Below are 20206 nucleotides of genomic sequence, written 5' to 3'. Positions count from 1 at the left end.
TAACCTATAGACTAAGTAGAGTATTATGCAGAGCTTTAGAACTGAGATAGAAAACCCAATAGTGGAGAAGGATATAATCGAATTAGAAAAGAAGATTCGATTGTTTAAAGAAGGAAAAGTTGATGAAGAACGTTTCCGTAGTTTAAGATTAGCACGTGGTGTTTACGGGCAAAGACAGGAAGGGGTTCAAATGATTCGTATTAAGCTACCTTATGGAAAGGTTACAGGAGATCAGTTGCATAGAATTGCTGATGTTTCAGATGAATATTCCACAGGTCGACTGCATATAACCACACGTCAGGATATTCAAATCCATTATGTGAGTTTAGATAGAACTCCTGAACTATGGGCTGATTTAGAAAAGAGTGATGTAACTTTAAGAGAGGCATGTGGTAATACTGTCCGTAACGTAACTGCAAGTGAAGCGGCTGGTATTGATACAGATGAACCATTTGATGTATCCCCCTATGCACATGCTGTATTCCAGTTTTTCTTAAGGAATCCGGTTTGCCAGGAAATGGGACGTAAGTTTAAAATGAGTTTTTCTTCTTCTGATAAAGACACGGCATTAAGCTATATTCATGACCTTGGGTTTATTCCTAAATTGAAAGATGGAGTAAGAGGTTTTAAAGTTTTATTAGGTGGAGGATTAGGTTCTCAGCCACGTCATGCTGATGTCATTTACGATTTTATAGAAGTTGAGCAGATTGTTCCTCTGATAGAAAGTGTTTTAAGAATTTTTGATCGCCATGGAGAAAGAGCAAGAAGGATGAAGGCGAGAATGAAATTTCTTATAAAAGATATAGGGTTGGAAAGTTTTCTTCAATTAGTGGATGAAGAAAGGAAAGCCTTAGCATATCAATCCTATCCAATTGAAACTTCAGGTTTTGACTTGGATCTTTCAAAGGTTGGATTGAAGGTGCCAAATGTAAACATTGCAGATGTTGCGCCATATGAAGAATGGTTAAAAACTAATGTGATTCCTCAAAAGCAAGAAGGGTTTTATGCTATAGGAGTCAAGGTTAAATTAGGAGATTTCTATACCGATAAGGCAAGAAAGTTAGCTGATTTGGTAAAAGAATACGCAGGGGATGAAATCAGATTAACATTGCGACAGGATATTCTAATCCGTCATGTTCGGAAAGAATTACTGCCTTTCTTCTACTCTGAGCTACAAGAGCTGGGATTTACAGAGTTGGGTTATAATTCTACATTAGATATAACCGCTTGCCCCGGAACGGATACCTGTAATTTGGGAATTGCCAGTAGTACCGGTATAGCAGTTGAGTTAGAGCGTGTATTAAAAGATGAATATCCTGAATATGTAAACAATCAGGATGTAACGATTAAGATTAGTGGGTGTATGAATGCCTGTGGTCAGCACAATATGGCTCATATCGGATTTCAAGGAATGTCGATTAAGGCTAATAAACTAGTCGCTCCGGCTTTACAGATTTTGTTAGGTGGAGGAGTTCTTGGAGATGGTAAAGGACGTTTTGCTGATAAAGTAATTAAAGTTCCATCTAAGAGAGGTCCGGATGCATTGAGATTTATACTCGATAATTATAAGTCGAACGCTGAAGAAAATGAAGATTTCCTTAAGTATTACGATCGTCAAGGTGAAAAATATTTTTATGAGCTGTTAAAGCCATTATCTGATACAACCAATCTTACTGAAGATGATTTTATTGATTGGGGGCACGATGAGGAATATGTGAAAGCAGTTGGAGTAGGAGAATGTGCCGGAGTGGTTATCGATTTGGTTGCAACACTTTTATTTGAAAGTGAAGAAAAAAATAATAGCGCAGAAGAATCCTTAGCACAAGGGCGATGGGCAGATAGTATTTATCACGCCTATACAGCAATAGTTAATACTGCTAAAGCACTTTTAGTTGCGGAAGGTTTAAATACCAATTCTCAGGCAAGTATAATAAAACAGTTTGATGAAGTTTTTGTGGAAACAGGAAAGTTTGCTATTGATGGCTCATTTTCAGGATTGGCATATCAAATCAAGAAAAATGAACCAACACAACACTTTGCTGAATCATATTTAAAAGATTCAAAAGCATTTTATCATAAAGCAGATCAATTTAGAAAACATGAAGTGGAATCATAAAGTGCCAAAATTAACAGTAGTTGGGGCAGGACCAGGAGATGCAGATTTGATTACTTTAAAAGGAATTAAAGCGTTACAAAGTGCAGACGTGGTGTTATACGATGCTCTGGTGAATAAAGAATTGTTAGATCATGCACCACATGCAGAGCAAATATTTGTGGGTAAACGAAAAGGATGTTATACATACGGGCAAGATCAAATAAATGAGTTGATAGTAGCAAGAGGACATTCTCACGGACACGTGGTTCGTCTTAAAGGAGGAGATCCATTTGTTTTTGGACGTGGAGCTGAAGAAATGGAATATGCCGCCCTACATGGGTTGATTACCGAATTTGTACCTGGTATTTCGTCTTCTTTAGCGGTGCCAGGCTATCAAAATGTACCCCTGACCAAAAGAGGGAGTTCAGAAAGTTTTTGGGTAATTACCGGTACGACTAAAGATCATAAAATATCTGGAGATGTAGAGCTCGCTGCAAAATCAACTGCAACGGTGGTAATCCTTATGGGAATGGGGAAGCTGGCAGAAATTGTAAAGCTTTTTAAACAAGAGGGTAAACATGAGTTGCCAGTAGCTATTATTCAAAACGGAACAACCCCAGAAGAAAAGGTAGGTGTTGGTACTGTAAATACAATTGAAACCATTGTTAAAGATCAAAATTTGGCAAATCCGGCAATTATTGTTCTGGGTTCTGTGGTAAATCACCGTGAACAAATTTTATCCTTACAAGAGAAAATTAATATAGAATCGTCGTTTGTAGCGGCATCGTAAATCTGAGAATTATGGAAAGAAATGAATTGTATCCGGTTTTTCTTAAAGTGAACGCCTTGAACACCTTGATCGTGGGCGGTGGAAATGTAGCCTTAGAAAAATTAACTTTCATGCTAAAATCTAGCCCAAATGCTCAGATTACAATGGTTGCGCCAATATTCAGGCCGGATATTATTGCGCTTTCAGAAAAACATGGAATCAGGATTATAGAAGATGTTTATGACGCTAAATACTTGATAGGTAATCATGTCGTGATTGCGACCACCGATGATATTGATGTAAATGTTCAGGTGTATTACGATTGTAAGGAACGCAGCATTTTAGTGAATGTAGCAGATAATCCGCCTTATTGTGACTTCTATATGGGAGGTATTGTAACCAAAGGGAATGTCAAAATAGCGATTTCAACAAATGGTCAATCCCCCACAACGGCAAAAAGATTACGCCAGTTTTTTGAAGATGTAATTCCTGATGATGTTGACCAATTAGTTCAAAACCTTAACAGGTATCGGGATACCTTAAAAGGAAACTTTGAAGAGAAAGTAAAACAATTAAATGAAGTCACTAAAAGTTTAGTGTCAAGAAAAAAAATAAAAACTCAATTATAAAAATAAGCCAGAAATGATTAAAACAGATATACTAATTATAGGCGCGGGACCAACAGGATTATTTACCGTATTTGAGGCAGGATTATTAAAGTTGAAATGTCACTTAATTGATGCATTACCACAACCAGGAGGCCAATGCGCAGAGATATACCCAAAAAAGCCAATTTATGATATTCCCGCTTTTCCAGAGATTTTGGCGGGAGATTTAGTAACGAATCTTCTGGAGCAAATCAAGCCATTTGAGCCAACGTATACCCTTGGTGAACGTGCTGACACAATTGATAAATTAGACGACGGAACTTTTATTGTTACCACCAATAAAGGAACTAAGCATCATGCTCCGGTAGTGGTAATTGCGGGAGGTTTAGGGTCTTTTGAGCCTAGAAAGCCCCAGCTTGATAATATAGCAGACTTTGAAGATAAAGGAGTGGCATACATTATAAAAGACCCGGAAGTTTACAGAGATAAAAAGGTGCTAATTGCCGGAGGAGGAGATTCTGCTCTTGATTGGTCTATATTCCTTGCCGATGTAGCTTCAGAGGTGTATTTGGTGCATAGAAGAAATGAATTTAGAGGAGCTTTAGATTCCGTTGAAAAAGTTGGAGAACTTTCTAAAAGAGGAAAAATAGAAGTTATCACAGAAGCTGAGGTTACGAAATTACATGGGGATGATCAATTAGAAGCGGTGACCGTTAAGCATAAATCAAATGGTGAATCGCATATTGCCGTAGATAACTTTATTCCTTTATTCGGGCTATCACCTAAACTAGGACCAATTGCCAATTGGGGATTAGAGATAGAAAAGAATGCTATTAAAGTAGATAATGCATATGATTATGCAACGAACATTCCTGGAATTTATGCCGTAGGCGATGTTAACACCTACCCGGGAAAATTAAAATTAATATTATCAGGTTTCCATGAGGCAGCTATTATGTGTCAGAGTGCCTACCAGCGAATTTTTCCCGATAAGCGCTACGTGATGAAATATACCACTGTTGGAGGCGTTAAAGGATTCGATGGTTCAGTCAAAGAAGCCAAAAAAGAAGTAGTGAAAAGTATTGTTTAATCCACCTTTGTTTTAAATACTTGATCCGGGCGTCAATTTGTGAAATAACACTTAAAGGCGTTCGGATTTCTTTTTCTTATATGCGGAGGTTTGCAGAAAAAACAAATGTGTGTATCTTTGCACCCAAAGTTCATTAAAATGATGTTGTTATCAAGAAAGGTGAAGGGATTAGACCCGTTGAAACCTTAGCAACCCTCTATCCAAGTAGAGAAGGTGCTACGTTCTACCCATATGTTTGAAGATTCATACAGGGGAAAGATAACCAAGCAAATTCTTCGAATTAAGCTTACCTTTCTTTTAACAATCACTATAATAACTTAAAAATGCTGTTTTAATCTGAAAAATGATTAAAAACACGCTGTATTAAAGAAAAAAGGAAGCTTAAAATAGCTGGCGATGAGAGATATTAGAAAAGAACTCGAAAAAAGAATATTGGTAATGGATGGTGCTATGGGTACAATGCTCCAGCAATATAAATTTACCGAAGAAGATTTTCGAGGAGAACGATTTAAAGACTTTGCCTATCCGGTTCAGGGAAACAATGATTTGTTATCATTAACCCAACCTAAGGCGATTGCAGAGGTACATGCGGCTTATTTCGAAGTTGGAGCGGACATTGTAGAAACCAATACATTCTCATCTACAACCATAGCCATGGCAGATTATCATATGGAAGATCTGGCTTATGAACTAAATTTTGAGTCAGCTAGGATAGCCAAAGAGGTTGCAGAGGAGTTTACCCGTAAAAATCCTGAAAAGCCAAGATTTGTAGCAGGTGCTATGGGGCCTACTAATAAAACGGCAAGCATGTCACCGGATGTAAACGATCCCGGTTTTCGTGCTATTACTTTCGATCAGCTACGAATAGCTTATAAAGAACAAGCTGAAGGATTAATAGAAGGAGGATCCGATGTGTTATTGATAGAAACTGTTTTTGATACTTTAAATGCAAAAGCAGCGTTGTTTGCGATTGAAGAGGTAAAGGAAGCCAAAGGAGTAGATATACCAATTATGGTAAGTGGAACGATAACAGATGCTTCCGGAAGAACCCTATCTGGACAAACACCTGAAGCTTTTTTAGTATCAATCTCTCATATCCCACTGTTAAGTGTTGGTTTTAACTGTGCTTTGGGAGCAGATCAATTACTACCGTATGTTAAACAACTAGCACAAAATACACCATTTTATATTTCAGCTTACCCAAATGCCGGGCTACCCAACCATTTTGGAGAGTATGACCAAACAGCTGAAGAGATGCAAGCATTGATTAAAACCTATCTCGATGAGCACGTTGTGAACATTATTGGTGGGTGTTGTGGGACTACTCCCGATCATATCAAATTAATAGCAGACGCAGTAAAAGAATATAAACCTCGTAAAATAGCTGAATTAGTTTAATGGAGGCAAGCGAAAAGAGATATTTGAAACTTTCAGGACTGGAACCCTTAGTGGTTACTCCAGAAAGTAACTTTATAAATGTAGGAGAACGAACCAATGTAACAGGTTCGAGACGTTTTCTTCGTTTAATTAAAGAAGAGAAGTACGATGAAGCTTTGGAAGTGGCCCGATCTCAAGTAGAAGGAGGTGCCCAAATAGTAGATGTAAATATGGATGAAGGAATGTTGGATGGTGTTTATGCCATGACCACATTTCTGAATTTAATGGCTGCAGAACCAGATATCGCAAGAGTGCCCGTAATGATCGATAGTTCAAAATGGGAAATTATTGAGGCGGGACTAAAAGTGGTTCAGGGAAAAAGTATCGTAAACTCTATTAGCTTAAAGGAAGGAGAAGAAGAGTTTATACAAAGAGCCAAACAAATTAAAAGATACGGGGCCGCAGTAATTGTTATGGCGTTTGATGAGGTAGGACAAGCAGATACCTACGAAAGACGTATCGAAATATGTAAACGGTCGTATGATGTCCTGGTCGAAAAGGTTAACTTTCCGCCGGAAGATATCATTTTCGATCCTAATATTTTTCCTGTAGCTACAGGAATGGACGAACACCGAAAAAATGCCATTGATTTTTTTAGAGCTACTAAATGGATTCGTGAAAATTTACCGCATGCCCACGTTAGCGGAGGGGTTAGTAATGTGTCCTTTTCATTTAGAGGGAATAATGCAGTTCGGGAAGCTATGCATTCTGCATTTCTATATCATGCCATAAAAAATGGAATGGATATGGGGATTGTAAATCCACAAATGCTGGAGGTTTATGACGATATTCCTGAAGACCTTTTAGAGCGTGTTGAAGATGTTTTACTCGATAGAAGGGATGATGCTACCGAACGGTTAATGGCCTTCGCTGAAACCGTTAAAGGAAATGGTAAAGTAGCTGAAAAACAAAATCAGGAATGGCGTGATGGAGCCCTGCAAGACAGGATTACCCATGCGCTTGTTAAGGGTATTGATGAATTTATCGAAATAGATGTTGAAGAAGCCCGACAAAATGTAAACAGACCTATTGAAGTTATTGAAGGCCATTTGATGAATGGTATGAACGTCGTGGGAGATCTTTTTGGAAGTGGTAAAATGTTTTTGCCACAGGTAGTTAAATCAGCCAGAGTGATGAAGAAAGCTGTAGCTTATTTGTTGCCATATATAGAAGCCCAAAAAGATGGTAATTCACGTTCAGCCGGAAAAGTTTTAATGGCTACAGTGAAAGGAGATGTTCATGATATCGGAAAAAATATAGTGAGTGTAGTATTAGGATGTAACAATTATGAAGTTGTTGATCTGGGAGTAATGGTTCCACCAGAGAAAATCATTCAGACCGCTATTGATGAAAATGTAGATATTATAGGGCTTAGCGGATTAATAACCCCTTCTCTGGATGAGATGGTCTATCTGGCAAAAGAGCTAGAGAAACAAAATATTAGCATACCAATTATGATTGGTGGAGCTACCACCTCTCGTGCACATACCGCGGTTAAAATAGCTCCGGAATACTCGAAAACGGTTGTTCATGTTAATGACGCATCCAGAGCGGTAACCGTCGCAGGGAATTTAGTAAATCCTAGACTGTTGGCACCATATGCTGTGTCAGTTAGAGCGGAATATGATAAATTAAGAGAAGGCTTTTTAAATAGATCTAAAAAGAAAACCTTTTTAGCCATAAATGACGCCAGAAAAAATAAGTATAAAGTTGAGTGGGAAAAATATACCCCCAATAAACCCAACTTTACAGGGGTGAAAACCATTGAGGTTTCTATAGATGAATTAGAAAAATACATTGATTGGACTCCTTTTTTCCGTTCTTGGGATTTACACGGTAAATATCCTGCAATCCTGGAGGATGGAGTGGTAGGAGAACAAGCCCGTTCATTGTTCAGTGATGCTAAAGAAATGTTTGCTAAAATCAAATCAGAAAAATGGTTGAAGGCAACGGGAGTGCTGGGAATCTTTCCCGCCAATCAGATAAATGATGATGACATTGAAATTTATAATGAAAATGGAAATGTTATTGGAAAGTTTCTAACTCTTAGACAACAATCGCAAAAAACAAAGGGAGCTCCGAACATTGCATTGGCAGACTTTATTGCGCCTAAAGATTCAGGTAAAACAGATTATGTTGGGGCTTTTTGTGTTACTACAGGGTTTGGAGTCGATGAAATTGCCAAAAAATATGAGGAAGCTTTAGATGATTATAGCTCTATAATGATAAAAGCATTGGCCGACCGATGCGCCGAAGCTTTTGCAGAGTATCTTCATGAAAGAGTTAGAAAGGAAATTTGGGGATATGATGCAGGTGAAGAATTGTCGAATGAAGAACTTATTAAAGAATCCTATGCAGGGATTCGTCCTGCTCCTGGTTATCCGGCTTGTCCCGATCACCTGGAGAAAAAGACTATCTGGGAATTGCTGGATGTAGAAAAGAATACCGGGGTTATCTTAACAGATAGTTTGGCTATGTGGCCCGCCTCTTCGGTGTCAGGTTATTATTTTGCGAATCCGGAAAGTAAATATTTTGGTTTAGGAAAAATTAAGCAGGATCAGGTCGAAGATTATGCCGAACGAAGAGATATAAGTATTGAAGAAGCAAACAAATGGCTGAATCCAAATATAGCAGATTAGAAATGGAATCAAGATTTATCGAACTTAGCTTAGGAAGTCATATCATTGTTCATGGCTATGATCAGTTAAATAAAGAAATAACTGAGAATGTGGAAACTGAAGTGTTTTCAAAAAAATTAGTGGCAATATCCAGAATTAAGTCGGTAAGTGAAAAATATATTTTAACAGATTACCTTGGAGGCAGATGGATTTATTGGGAGTACGAAGAAGATTTTGAAGAGGTAAAGAAACTATTATTGCAAAAATGAAAGTTACAGAACACATAGAAAGAGCGAACGGAAAAACGCTTTTTTCATTCGAAATTATTCCCCCTCAGAAAGGGAGTAACATCAACGAATTGTATAAAAATATTGATCCCCTTATGGAGTTCAATCCTCCCTTTATAGATGTTACTACTTCCAGAGAGGAATTTGTTTATATAGATAAAGGAGATGGACTGTTAGATCGTAAAATAACCAGAAGACGACCGGGAACCCTGGGTATCTGTGCTGCGATTAAGCATAAATATGAGGTTGACACGATACCTCATTTATTATGTGGGGGGTTTACAAAAGAGGAAACAGAATACATGCTGATTGACTGCCAGTATCTGGGAATAAACAATGTAATGGCGCTAAGAGGAGATGCAATGAAACATCAGCGTTATTTCGAACCTACCGCCGGAGGACATCCTTATGCTGTCGATTTAGTGCATCAGATTCACAATTTGAGGTGCGGTCAGTATCTTCACGAAACCCTGGAAGAAGGAGACAGAGCAAATTTTTGTGTCGGAGTTGCCGGGTATCCGGAGAAACATTTAGAAGCTCCGTCAATGGATTTTGACCTCAAAAAACTTAAAGAAAAAGTAGACGCAGGTGCAGATTATGTAGTAACCCAGATGTTTTTTGACAATCAAAAGTTCTTTGAGTTTTTAGAGCGGGCTAAAGATTATGGAATCAATGTGCCTATTATACCCGGACTTAAACCAATCGCTGTAAAACGTCATTTACAACTATTACCGCAGGTATTTAAAATAGACTTGCCAGATGCGCTTATTGAAGCTGTAGATAGTTGCAAAAGCAACAAAGAGGTTCGTCAGGTCGGTATCGAATGGGCCATTCAACAATCTCGAGAATTAAAAGAAGCAGGGGTGCCTGTGCTTCACTATTATTCTATGGGTAAATCTGATAATATAAAAGCAATCGCAGAAGCTGTTTTTTAATTTAAGTCAGGGCAAAAATAATTATATCAAAGAAGTAGCGTTATCTCTGCTATGAAAGTTTTTCTTACCAAGAAAATAAAATTATTTTTGCCTCTGATTTTTAGACATGCATAAAAAAATAGTAATACTTCTTCTTTTATTTATCTCAGCCCTTAATGCTCAGGATCGTGAGCAAGAGGCTTCATTCATAGATGTAAATTACTTTACAGGGAATATAGCCCTTCATAATACCGATATCCAGCACTTAATAACAGGACATCCTGAAGGCTTTATTGTAGGATGGAACAAAAAGACCTTCGGTGAAAAAAACTGGGAACAGCACTATAACTATCCGGATTACGGAATCTCTTATTCATATCAGGATTTTAAAAATGAAAATTTGGGTCAGAGCCATGGATTGTATGCACACTATAATTTCTATTTCCTGAACCGAAATTTTATGATCCGCGTAGGACAAGGTCTGGCCTATGCCACGGATCCTTATGATAAAGAAGAAAACTTCAGAAATGTAGCCTTTGGCTCCAGGATATTGAGCAGCACTTATTTAATGCTTAATTATAAAAAAGAACGCATTTTTGATAATGTCGGACTCCAGGTAGGAGCCTCATTACTTCATCATTCAAACGCGAACATTAAGGCGCCTAATACCAGTGTAAACTCCATAGCTTTTAATGTGGGGTTAAATTATAGACTCGATAATAATTCACCTCGTTTAATTGACGATAATTTAAGTAATAAGTTTAAAGAGCGTGTGCGTGTAAATTTTGTGTTTCGAACAGGACTCAATGAAAGCGATCAGGTGCATAGTGGTCAGTTTCCGTTTTATGTATTTTCAGTATATGCCGATAAAAGACTGAACCGTAAAAGCGCTATTCAACTGGGAACCGACGTTTTTTATTCTAATTTTCTAAAACAATATATAAGATATAGGGCAGCAGCCTCTCCGCATTGGGGAATAACCGAAGACGATGATTATAAAAGAGCAGGAGTGTTTATCGGTCATGAGCTGTTTATTAATAAGATTTCAGTGCTAACCCAATTCGGTTACTATACCTACTATCCTGTTGAATTCGAAGGACGTTTGTATCAAAGAGTTGGGCTAAAATATTATCTTGGCAAAAAAATATTTGGGGCACTTACCTTAAAAACCCATGCTGCAAAAGCTGAAGCTCTGGAGTTTGGACTTGGTTATAGATTTTAATGTATTGGCTGTATGAAGAGACTTTTCGTAATTTGTTTACTAATATTCATTTCATGTAATAATGAAAATGCTTCTGATTGTTTTCAAACAGCAGGTACGCTGGTAAAAGAAATTAGAGAAGTTCCTGTTTTTGATAAAATATTGGTTTTGGAGGGAGTGACTCTTGTGGTTAAAATGGGAGATGAACATAAAGTTGAGGTCGAATCTGGCAAGAACCTGATCAATGATATTAATGTTCATGTTGACGAGGGTAAATTGATACTGGCAGATCATAACTCGTGCAATTATGTAAGAGATTATGATAAAACGAAAATTTATGTGACCGTTCCGGATTTAAAAGAAATCAGAAATGCAAGCCAGTTCACCGTTTATTCTGATGGAGTATGGGAGTTCTCAAATTTATTGTTGATATCAGAGCAGTACAGTACAGGAAATTATCAATCTGTTGGTGATTTTGATATCGATATTAATATGGAAACACTCAGATTAAATTTTTCCAATCTTTCCAACTGTTATGCAAGAGGTCATGTTCAGAATCTCGAATTGAGATACACGGCAGGAAACGGCAGATTTGAGGGGGCTGAGCTTATTGCAGAAAATGTTTCTGTTTACCATAGAGGAACGAACGATGTGCTTGTTAATCCTGTCCAAAGTTTAAAAGGACAAATCATCAGTTATGGCGATGTCAGGTCTTTTAATAAACCTCCGATTGTCGAAGTAGAGGAAGTTTTTAAAGGACGACTTATTTTCGAAGATTAGACCAGGAATCGATTGGCGATAAAATATCAGCTTCAAATTCAAGGTGAAGGGGTCAGGGTTTTTTATATACTTCAAGCTGATTTTGAAGGAAGCCATCCCAAGGGCTGTTTTTAATGGAGGCAAAGACTAATGTTAAATACTCTAGGCCCGGTGCAAAGGCATAGATAAGCCATAGATAAAGCATAGATAAGGCATGGTTAAAGTATATTCAGAACCTATTTGATAGTATGTGGTAGTTGAAAACTCTAAATCCGGATTGATTGAAAACGATATTCAGCCCGATCAGTAGAATAAGTACTTGTAATCAATTCCCTGATCAAAATATTTCTACCAGAAATTACTTTTAAAACTATCGAAGATTATACTCCAATGATTTGTTCCCTCAATGAATAGATGATGGCTAAAACATCCTTTTTAGTCGGTTCATCAATGTTGTGTTTTTCAAGAGCACCCATAATATCATCCATTACGGCTAAATATTCACCTTTGCTAATATTCATACCTTTATGAGCTTTTAACATATCCATGCCCTTGTAATCAATATTTCCACCAGCACCTGCGGCAAAAAAATCGATTAAGTGTTGACGGACTTGTTTAAAGTGATTGGGATCTTCAAGTAGTGGCGTAAACCTTGATTTTACAGTTGGATTCGTCATGTGCGCATCAACAGCGTCATCAACGATAGCTTCAATGCCTTTGAGTTCTCCTAAACGATGATAAAGAGAGTTTTTGTTTGCTGATTCCATAAGATTGATTGGTTTTTAAGGTTATAATGGAAACACAGCATAAACCCTGGCTAAGTATGAATGGTAGTATTCTAATTTCTACTCCTAAAAATACAAAAAATAAGATTATACTTTTTATTTTTAAGAGGTTAGTTCTTTGAATAACGTTTCCAAGCTTCTGTGTTTATGGTTTAATTGAAGGGTTTTTAAACCATTATCATGCGCAAAATCAAATACTACAGAACGCATGTCTCGATCTGATTTGAAATGAAGCTCATACGAAAAGCCGGCAATGTTATGAACATGTGTAATATTAGGTAATTCTTTGAGTAAAACTTCCTCCACGCGGTAATCAAACTCAACAAATATAATTTGTTGCTTGTCGTCATTTAACTGAGCTAGATTTTTATCTGCAACGATCTGTCCTTTATTAATAACGATTACCCGGTCACATATCGCCTCCACCTCTTGCATGATATGTGTAGAGAGTAAAACAGTTTTATCCTTTCCTGCACTTTTTATGAGTTCGCGAATTTCAACCAGTTGATTAGGGTCAAGTCCGGTAGTCGGTTCATCCAATATTAAAACTTCGGGGTTGTGCAACATGGCTGTAGCTAATCCCACTCTTTGTCGATACCCCTTAGAAAGCTGATCTATTTTTTTATGCGCTTCAGGAGTTAATCCGGTTAGAGAAATGATCTCATCAATACGATCTTTATTAACCTTGTAAATATCCGCATTGAAAGCAAGATATTCTTTAACATACATATCGAGATAAAGAGGATTGTGCTCAGGTAGATACCCTATACTTTTTTGAACCTTCTTTGTATCCTTATTAATATCGTATCCGTTTATTGAAGCTTCACCTTTGCTTGGTTTTAAGTAGGTGGTAAGGATCTTCATCATTGTTGACTTTCCAGCACCATTCGGACCTAGAAATCCAACGATCTCTCCTTTGTTGATGGTAAAGGAAACCTCATTAAGCGCTTTTTGCTCTCCGTACGTTTTGGTAATATTAGATACAACTATTGACATAATTTTATTTTGCTCAAAAATAATAAAATAGACCAGTTCAATAAACGAAGTCTTTTATTCTTTAGTCTTTTATTCGAAGCAATTCTTTGGCTAATGATATCATTTTTTCTTCACCAGTATGTTTATTTGGTTCGTCAGAAAGCTTTACCGTTGGAATCCATTCGTTATCATTAGTAAGCACATCAGTAAGTTTAATGACAATATTCATAGGCTTCAGTCCGACATCATTGGTAAGGTTGGTTCCTATACCAAAAGAGATGCCTATTTTACCTTTGCATGAATGAGTAATGGTTTCGACCTTTTCAGGATTTAAACTATCCGAAAAGATGATGTATTTGTACATAGGGTTGATACCATGTTTTTTGTAGTGAGCGATTGTTTTTTCTGCAAATTCGACAGGATCTCCACTATCGTGACGGACTCCATCAAACAGTTTGGCGAATTTTGTATCGAACTGTTTAAAGAAAACATCCGTAGTATAAGTGTCAGACAAAGCAACCCCCAAATCACCTCTGTAAACATCTACCCAATGTTCTAAGGAAAGTGCATTGGCCATTTTAAATCCATATTCTGCCGCATGAAACATAAACCATTCATGGGCATGCGTTCCGATTGGTTTTACCTTATAGAGCATAGCCATATGAACATTACTGCTACCTATAAAGCTCTTTCCTTTATAAGTAGATAACGTATGCATCACTTCGCGATGGGTCCGGTATGAGTGTCTCCTACGTGTTCCGAATTCAGCAAAAGTAACCCCTAACTCATTATAGAGCCTGATTTTCTCTAGCGTATTACTGATAACTCTTTCTTTCGGCCATCGTTCTTGCTCTGTTAGCTCATAATATAATTCACAGATTAAAGAAAGTAATGGCACTTCCCATAAAATAGTTCGATACCAATACCCGGAAACATAAACTTCAAGATCTTCACCTGTTTGTTTAATAGTCACTTCCGAGGGATCGAATCGATATCCTTCGAGAAAATCTATATATGCAGGGTTAAAGTAATGACATGTGTCTGTTAGAAATAACTTTTCATCTCTGGTTAGTTGTAATTTAGCCATGTTGTCCACAGCGCTCCTCAAGGCATGACCAAATCCTTTTGGAAATTTATGTTCTCCGCGATTTATGAATTTATATTTGGCCTTTACCTCAGGAAAAAGTTTCACAACCGCACATTGCATTGTAAACTTGTAGAAGTCGTTATCTAATATAGAGTTGAAAATAGCGTAATTATTTTCATCAATCATAATAGTAAGTCTTGTAATTTTTCTGAAAGGTAATTGATTAATATTATAAATGGAAGAGGTTTATTAAATAAGTACCAGCCTGTTCTTGGTAGTATGGTCCCTCAAAATATTCATTTTAAAATTCATGAATATCTGTGATATTTTATTCGAATTTCAAAAAAAAAGTAAGGAAAATATGTTTTTTTCAAAAAAATAAAGGTTAGAGGTTTTATATTTCAAATTAATATTTACATTAGCGTCAGATTTAAGACAAACAAATGATTACAACGACTTATAACTGGAACTTTTTTTATTTCTTCTTTTATTTCTTTAAGAGAGGAACGGGACTGTTATAGGTATAAGTGAAAACAATATAATATAAAGTCCCGAGCAATCGGGACTTTTTTTTTACAGAAAATTTAAATGAATAATAAGGTAGCAATACAAGGGATTAAGGGTTCTTTTCACCATTTGGTGGCACAAGAGTATTTTCATGAAGATATTGAAGTTCATGAATGTCTCTCGTTTGATAAATTGGTAGAAAGCCTTTTAGATAAGACTTGTAATATGGCTGTTATGGCTATTGAAAACTCTATAGCGGGCTCCATCATTCCTAACTATGCACTCATCGATGCGAATCAATTGCATGTAATAGGAGAATATTATATCAATATTCATCAAAACCTGATGGCATTGAATGGTCAGAGGATTGAAGATATTACAGAGGTTTATTCACATCCCATGGCATTGTTGCAAACGAAAGAATTTTTTAAACAATATCCTCATATTAAACTAATTGAGGATGCTGATACTGCCGAGGTTGCCCAACGCATTCACGAAAATCAATTAAAAGGTGTTGGTGCGGTAGCCAGCTATGCAGCCGCTAAGCTATATGACTTAAATATATTAGGATCAGAAATACAAACGATCAAGAATAATGCTACGCGCTTTGTAATAGTGCAAACAAAGAATTCGGCTATTCCCGAGGAAGATATAAATAAGGCCTCTTTAAAATTCGAACTGGATCACAAAAGAGGAAGTTTGGCTACCATATTAAATGTGATGAGTGATTGTAGAATGAATTTAACGAAGATACAATCCCTACCAATTATTGAAACTCCCTGGAAGTACTCATTTTTTGTAGATGTTACTTTCGATAAATATTCAGATTTTGTAAAAGCAAAGTCTGTTTTAGAAATAATGGCGGAGCATTTTAAGGTGCTTGGCGAATATAAAAATGCTAGAATATGATTCAGAGTGCAAAAAGACTAGAAACCGTTCAGGAGTACTATTTCTCAAAAAAATTACGAGAAGTAAATGGTCTAATAGCTGAAGGTAAACCAATTATTAACATGGGAATTGGAAGTCCTGACATGGCTCCTGCCAAAGAGGTTTTAGAGGCCTTGACCACCTCATTGACCGATCCCAAAGCGCATCAATATCAAAGCTATGTTGGATTACCTGAATTACGCAAGGCAATAGCTGATTTTTATAAGAGGCATTTTAAAGTTGATGTTGAATATAATACTGAAATTTTACCCTTATTGGGATCAAAAGAAGGTATTATGCATATTAGCATGGCCTTCTTGAATGAAGGAGATGAAGTGCTGATTCCTAATCCCGGATATCCGACGTACACTTCAGTTACGAAATTGGTGGGTGGAGTGCCAAATTATTACGATCTTAGAGAGGAAAATGATTGGCTTCCGGATATAGAAGCTTTAGAAGCTCAAGATTTATCTAAGGTGAAGTTAATGTGGTTAAATTATCCACATATGCCAACCGGTGCCAAGGGTAATTTAGAAATGTTTAAAAAATTAGTGTCTTTTGCTAAACGCAATGATATTCTTTTGGTAAATGACAATCCATATAGTTTTGTACTTAATACCGATCAAATCAGTATTTTAAATATTGAAGGAGCTAAAGACGTTGCTCTTGAATTGAATTCATTAAGTAAGACCTTTAATATGGCAGGATGGAGAATTGGATTTGTTTTAGGTAGCCAAGAACATATTCAAGCCGTGATCAAGGTAAAAAGTAATATGGATAGTGGTATGTTTTACAGTTTACAAAAAGGAGCTGTTAAAGCATTAGAGCTATCAAATGATTGGTATGATAGAATTAATGAACAATACCAGAAAAGAAGAGAGCTCATCTATGAATTAGCCGATAGGCTGGATTGCGAGTATGACAGAAATGCTGTAGGAATGTTTGTGTGGGCAAAGGTTCCGGATCATGTTGAATCAGTAGAGGCTTTTATAGATGAAGTGCTATACAATCAAAGTATATTTATCACTCCCGGAAGCATTTTTGGTAGCAATGGAGATCGATTTATTCGTTTTTCTTTATGCGTGCCTGAGGATAAAATAAAAGAGGCAATCAATAGGTTTTAGTTTTAAAACCAAAAAAGAATAAAAATGAATGTATTTATAATAGGCTTGGGACTCATAGGCGGATCAATGGCAATTGATATTAAAAAGACCAATCCATCGGTTAAGATGTTTGGGGTTGATGCTGATAAAAGCCATGTGGAACAAGCTTTAGACCTTGGCATTATTGATGAGGGCGCTGAAATGATTGACCTGACAGCGGCCGACGTGGTAATTGTTTCCATACCGGTAAATGCTGCTATTAAGGTTGTGCCTGAGGTTTTGGACATCGTAAATGATGAAACCTTGGTTTTTGATGTAGGTTCTACTAAGTCGTTAATTTGTAGTGAGGTGGCAAGTCATCCTAAGAGAAGAAATTTTTTAGCCACGCATCCAATTGCAGGTACCGAATTTTCAGGACCAACAGCCGCAATAGCAGATTTGTTTAAGGGCAAAACGAATATTGTTTGTGAGGTTGAGAAAACCGCTTTTAAGTTGCAAGAACGAGCCATGAAGATTTTTTACGAATTAGGAATGAGGATTCGCTACATGGAACCAAAAGCACACGATAAACATATAGCGTATGTTTCTCACCTATCACACATTAGTTCTTTTATGCTGGGAAAGACAGTAATAGAAAAAGAAAAGAACGAACGTGATATTTTTGACATGGCTGGGAGTGGATTTGAAAGTACGGTAAGGTTAGCCAAAAGTTCACCAGCTATGTGGACTCCTATTTTTGAACACAATAAGGAGAACGTCATTGAAACCCTGGAAGAATATATTAATAACCTCCAGAGGTTTAAAGAATTAATGGAGCAAGATAATTTTTCTTCAATTTATGAAGAGATGCAGAATACCAATAGAATTAAAGAAATATTAGCAGGAATATCAATCAAGACAAATTAAATTAGAAAATTTAAAAAATGGAAAATTCAAAGGAGTTAAGAACGTGGTTAGATGATCTCGGATTAGATCACCCACTGGTAATTGCAGGGCCATGTAGCGCAGAAACAGAAGAACAGGTGTTGAAAATAGCACATCAATTAAAAGATACTGATGTGAATTATTTTAGAGCAGGTATTTGGAAGCCACGCACACGTCCTGGAAATTTTGAAGGAGTAGGAGCTCTCGGACTTAACTGGTTGAAGAAAGTAAAAGAAGAAACTGGAATGAAAACTGCTACAGAGGTAGCAAATGCAAATCACGTTGAACTTGCTTTAGAAGCAGATGTTGATCTTTTATGGATCGGTGCAAGATCTACAGTGAGTCCTTTTATTGTTCAGGAAATAGCGGATGCTTTACAAGGAACAGATAAAGTGGTCTTGGTAAAGAATCCAGTGAATCCAGATCTTTCATTGTGGTTAGGAGGGATCGAACGTCTTTATAAAAGTGATATTAAAAGATTAGGAGTAATTCACAGAGGGTTCTCTACTTATGAAAAAACAAAGTACAGAAATATTCCGGAATGGCAATTAGCAATTGAATTACAAAATAAATTCCCAGACCTCCCACTTATTTGTGACCCTTCACATATTAGTGGTAAGAGAGATTTGATTTTTGATGTTTCTCAGACTGCATTAGATTTAAATTATGACGGCCTGATGATTGAGACTCATTTCGATCCGGATAATGCATGGAGTGATGCTGCTCAACAGGTTACTCCTGAAAGCCTGGTGCAGATTATGAAAGATCTAAAGATTAGAAAAGAAACTGATGCAGAGGCTGAATATAATAACAAGTTGAATCAACTGCGTGCACAAATTGATGTTATTGATAATTCTATTATAGATACCTTAGGTAAGCGAATGAAGGTAGCAGATGAGATTGGTGCATTGAAGAAACAAAAGAATGTTGCTGTACTTCAGTCTAAACGTTGGAATGAAATTCTTGGCAATATGATTTTAGAAGGTGAACAAAGAGGATTAAGTGAAGAATTCGTCTTAAAAATGTTTAAGGCTATTCACCAGGAATCGATCAACCATCAGGAAAAGATTTTGAAATCTTAAATAAAAGGAAGCCCTGAAAAGGGCTTTTTTTATTTTATTGGCGGAGATTTACTTATTTTGCCATAAAATAGCTTTAATGACAGGAACGGTTTATAAATCTACCGGTAGCTGGTATACAGTGAAAACTTCAACAGGAGAAGTTTATGAATGCCGTATAAAGGGGAAATTCAGGATTCAAGGGATTAAAAGTACAAATCCGGTAGCAGTAGGTGATGTGGTGGAATTTGATCTGGAGACTATCGGTGACGACAAAATTGGCGTTATCAAAGAAATCCATGACCGCGAAAACTACATCGTCCGTAAATCTGTAAACCTTTCCAAACGAACCCATGTTATTGCAGCAAATATCGATCAGGTATTTTTAATTGTTACAGTCAGTAACCCTGTTACCTATACATCATTTATAGATAGATTCTTAGTGACAGCTGAGGCCTATGATATTAAAGCCATTTTATTATTTAATAAAATAGATACCTATTCGGATGAAGATAAGGCACAAGCCGGGTATTTAACCGAAATATATCGCAAGATTGGATATGAGTGTTTAGGGGTTTCCGCCAGAACAGGGGAAAATGTCGATAAGGTTAAAGAAATGATGAACGGAAAAACTTCCATGTTCTCAGGTCATTCCGGCGTTGGGAAATCCACTTTAGTCAATAAAATTGAGTCTGGTTTAAATATAAAAACTGCAGAAATTTCAGAGTATCATCAACAAGGTCAGCACACAACCACATTTGCAGAAATGTACGACTTGAGCTTTGATGCTCGTATTATTGATACCCCTGGTATCAGAGGTTTTGGAGTGGTTGATATGGATAAGGATGAAATAGGAGATTATTTCCCTGAGTTTTTTGCTTTAAAAGGCAATTGTAAGTTCAATAATTGTTTGCATGTCGATGAACCAAAATGTGCTGTTAAAGAAGCTTTGGAGAAGGATGAAGTCTCGTGGTCTCGATATAGAAGTTATTTACAGTTGCTGGAAGGGGATGACGAACCCTATCGTACTGATATTTATGGGGAGGAGTAATAATAACCGTT

18 protein-coding genes and 1 riboswitch are annotated in these 20206 nt (G+C 36.8%); of the genes, 15 read left to right on the top strand and 3 right to left on the bottom strand.

Annotated elements, in window-relative coordinates; genetic code table 11:
- Positions 1-25: 25 nt before the first annotated feature.
- From P278_RS10670 to P278_RS10625, 10 genes are all read left to right on the top strand, one after another.
- Complete coding sequence (locus P278_RS10670) at positions 26-2116, top strand: HEPN domain-containing protein (protein ID WP_038266430.1); 2091 nt, start codon at positions 26-28, stop codon at positions 2114-2116.
- Positions 2100-2885: a uroporphyrinogen-III C-methyltransferase gene (gene cobA / locus P278_RS10665; protein WP_038266428.1), complete on the top strand. Its 786-nt coding sequence runs from the start codon at positions 2100-2102 to the stop codon at positions 2883-2885. Before P278_RS10670 ends, cobA begins: the two co-directional genes overlap by 17 nt.
- Positions 2886-2896: 11 nt before the next feature.
- Positions 2897-3493 carry a precorrin-2 dehydrogenase/sirohydrochlorin ferrochelatase family protein gene (locus P278_RS10660; RefSeq protein ID WP_038266423.1) on the top strand — a complete coding sequence of 199 codons (597 nt, stop codon included), beginning with the start codon at positions 2897-2899 and terminating at the stop codon, positions 3491-3493.
- A gap of 13 nt (positions 3494-3506) precedes the next feature.
- Positions 3507-4562, top strand: a complete 1056-nt coding sequence (locus P278_RS10655; protein WP_038266421.1) for an NAD(P)/FAD-dependent oxidoreductase — start codon at positions 3507-3509, stop codon at positions 4560-4562.
- Between the two features lie 144 nt (positions 4563-4706).
- Positions 4707-4827, top strand: a riboswitch (SAM riboswitch).
- A gap of 131 nt (positions 4828-4958) precedes the next feature.
- Positions 4959-5960 (top strand): homocysteine S-methyltransferase family protein, encoded by a 1002-nt coding sequence (locus P278_RS10650; protein WP_038266418.1) that lies wholly within the window; start codon positions 4959-4961, stop codon positions 5958-5960.
- On the top strand, positions 5960-8638 hold the full coding sequence (gene metH / locus P278_RS10645) for a methionine synthase (protein ID WP_038266415.1): 2679 nt from the start codon (positions 5960-5962) through the stop codon (positions 8636-8638). Before P278_RS10650 ends, metH begins: the two co-directional genes overlap by 1 nt.
- 2 nt (positions 8639-8640) lie before the next feature.
- On the top strand, positions 8641-8886 hold the full coding sequence (locus tag P278_RS10640; protein ID WP_038266573.1) for a hypothetical protein: 246 nt from the start codon (positions 8641-8643) through the stop codon (positions 8884-8886).
- Entirely contained in the window at positions 8883-9839 is a 957-nt protein-coding gene (gene metF / locus P278_RS10635; protein ID WP_038266412.1) for a methylenetetrahydrofolate reductase [NAD(P)H], read from the top strand. Before P278_RS10640 ends, metF begins: the two co-directional genes overlap by 4 nt.
- A gap of 106 nt (positions 9840-9945) precedes the next feature.
- On the top strand, positions 9946-11040 hold the full coding sequence (locus P278_RS10630; protein ID WP_038266410.1) for an acyloxyacyl hydrolase: 1095 nt from the start codon (positions 9946-9948) through the stop codon (positions 11038-11040).
- Between the two features lie 12 nt (positions 11041-11052).
- Positions 11053-11799 carry a head GIN domain-containing protein gene (locus P278_RS10625; RefSeq protein ID WP_038266407.1) on the top strand — a complete coding sequence of 249 codons (747 nt, stop codon included), beginning with the start codon at positions 11053-11055 and terminating at the stop codon, positions 11797-11799.
- 359 nt (positions 11800-12158) lie between these two features.
- Here P278_RS10625 and P278_RS10620 read toward each other — a convergent pair whose 3' ends face one another.
- The 3 genes from P278_RS10620 to pncB form a co-directional block, all read right to left on the bottom strand.
- The gene (locus P278_RS10620) at positions 12159-12545 is read right to left on the bottom strand and encodes a group I truncated hemoglobin (protein WP_038266404.1); all 387 of its coding nucleotides are present in this window, start codon (positions 12543-12545) and stop codon (positions 12159-12161) included.
- A 120-nt stretch (positions 12546-12665) separates the two neighbouring features.
- On the bottom strand, positions 12666-13559 hold the full coding sequence (gene gldA, locus P278_RS10615) for a gliding motility-associated ABC transporter ATP-binding subunit GldA (protein WP_038266402.1): 894 nt from the start codon (positions 13557-13559) through the stop codon (positions 12666-12668).
- Positions 13560-13620: 61 nt separating this feature from the next.
- Positions 13621-14811 carry a nicotinate phosphoribosyltransferase gene (gene pncB, locus P278_RS10610; protein WP_038266400.1) on the bottom strand — a complete coding sequence of 397 codons (1191 nt, stop codon included), beginning with the start codon at positions 14809-14811 and terminating at the stop codon, positions 13621-13623.
- A 402-nt stretch (positions 14812-15213) separates the two neighbouring features.
- Between pncB and P278_RS10605 the strand changes: the two genes are divergently transcribed.
- From P278_RS10605 to rsgA, 5 genes are all read left to right on the top strand, one after another.
- Entirely contained in the window at positions 15214-16041 is an 828-nt protein-coding gene (locus P278_RS10605; protein WP_038266398.1) for a prephenate dehydratase, read from the top strand.
- On the top strand, positions 16038-17183 hold the full coding sequence (locus P278_RS10600) for a pyridoxal phosphate-dependent aminotransferase (protein WP_038266396.1): 1146 nt from the start codon (positions 16038-16040) through the stop codon (positions 17181-17183). The genes P278_RS10605 and P278_RS10600 overlap by 4 nt, the downstream gene beginning before the upstream one ends.
- Positions 17184-17207: 24 nt before the next feature.
- Entirely contained in the window at positions 17208-18068 is an 861-nt protein-coding gene (locus P278_RS10595; protein ID WP_038266393.1) for a prephenate dehydrogenase, read from the top strand.
- A gap of 17 nt (positions 18069-18085) precedes the next feature.
- Complete coding sequence (locus P278_RS10590; RefSeq protein WP_038266391.1) at positions 18086-19168, top strand: bifunctional 3-deoxy-7-phosphoheptulonate synthase/chorismate mutase type II; 1083 nt, start codon at positions 18086-18088, stop codon at positions 19166-19168.
- 76 nt (positions 19169-19244) lie between these two features.
- Positions 19245-20195 (top strand): ribosome small subunit-dependent GTPase A, encoded by a 951-nt coding sequence (gene rsgA / locus P278_RS10585; protein ID WP_038266388.1) that lies wholly within the window; start codon positions 19245-19247, stop codon positions 20193-20195.
- Positions 20196-20206: the final 11 nt, after the last annotated feature.

Source organism: Zhouia amylolytica AD3, assembly GCF_000511935.2.
Lineage (GTDB): Bacteria > Bacteroidota > Bacteroidia > Flavobacteriales > Flavobacteriaceae > Zhouia > Zhouia amylolytica.
Note: the sequence above shows the minus strand (reverse complement) of the source record. Positions and strands in the feature narration are given on the sequence as shown.

Bases quoted from the DNA above. Each gene is read 5' to 3' on its own strand.
- P278_RS10670 (WP_038266430.1), top strand. From the start codon at position 26: ATGCAGAGCTTTAGAACTGAGATAGAAAACCCAATAGTGGAGAAGGAT.
- P278_RS10630 (WP_038266410.1), top strand. From the start codon at position 9,946: ATGCATAAAAAAATAGTAATACTTCTTCTTTTATTTATCTCAGCCCTT.
- metF (WP_038266412.1), top strand. From the start codon at position 8,883: ATGAAAGTTACAGAACACATAGAAAGAGCGAACGGAAAAACGCTTTTT.
- P278_RS10590 (WP_038266391.1), top strand. From the start codon at position 18,086: ATGGAAAATTCAAAGGAGTTAAGAACGTGGTTAGATGATCTCGGATTA.
- gldA (WP_038266402.1), bottom strand. From the start codon at position 13,559: ATGTCAATAGTTGTATCTAATATTACCAAAACGTACGGAGAGCAAAAA.
- P278_RS10655 (WP_038266421.1), top strand. From the start codon at position 3,507: ATGATTAAAACAGATATACTAATTATAGGCGCGGGACCAACAGGATTA.
- pncB (WP_038266400.1), bottom strand. From the start codon at position 14,811: ATGATTGATGAAAATAATTACGCTATTTTCAACTCTATATTAGATAAC.
- metH (WP_038266415.1), top strand. From the start codon at position 5,960: ATGGAGGCAAGCGAAAAGAGATATTTGAAACTTTCAGGACTGGAACCC.
- P278_RS10625 (WP_038266407.1), top strand. From the start codon at position 11,053: ATGAAGAGACTTTTCGTAATTTGTTTACTAATATTCATTTCATGTAAT.
- P278_RS10660 (WP_038266423.1), top strand. From the start codon at position 2,897: ATGGAAAGAAATGAATTGTATCCGGTTTTTCTTAAAGTGAACGCCTTG.
- P278_RS10640 (WP_038266573.1), top strand. From the start codon at position 8,641: ATGGAATCAAGATTTATCGAACTTAGCTTAGGAAGTCATATCATTGTT.
- rsgA (WP_038266388.1), top strand. From the start codon at position 19,245: ATGACAGGAACGGTTTATAAATCTACCGGTAGCTGGTATACAGTGAAA.
- P278_RS10620 (WP_038266404.1), bottom strand. From the start codon at position 12,545: ATGGAATCAGCAAACAAAAACTCTCTTTATCATCGTTTAGGAGAACTC.
- cobA (WP_038266428.1), top strand. From the start codon at position 2,100: ATGAAGTGGAATCATAAAGTGCCAAAATTAACAGTAGTTGGGGCAGGA.
- P278_RS10605 (WP_038266398.1), top strand. From the start codon at position 15,214: ATGAATAATAAGGTAGCAATACAAGGGATTAAGGGTTCTTTTCACCAT.
- P278_RS10600 (WP_038266396.1), top strand. From the start codon at position 16,038: ATGATTCAGAGTGCAAAAAGACTAGAAACCGTTCAGGAGTACTATTTC.
- P278_RS10650 (WP_038266418.1), top strand. From the start codon at position 4,959: ATGAGAGATATTAGAAAAGAACTCGAAAAAAGAATATTGGTAATGGAT.
- P278_RS10595 (WP_038266393.1), top strand. From the start codon at position 17,208: ATGAATGTATTTATAATAGGCTTGGGACTCATAGGCGGATCAATGGCA.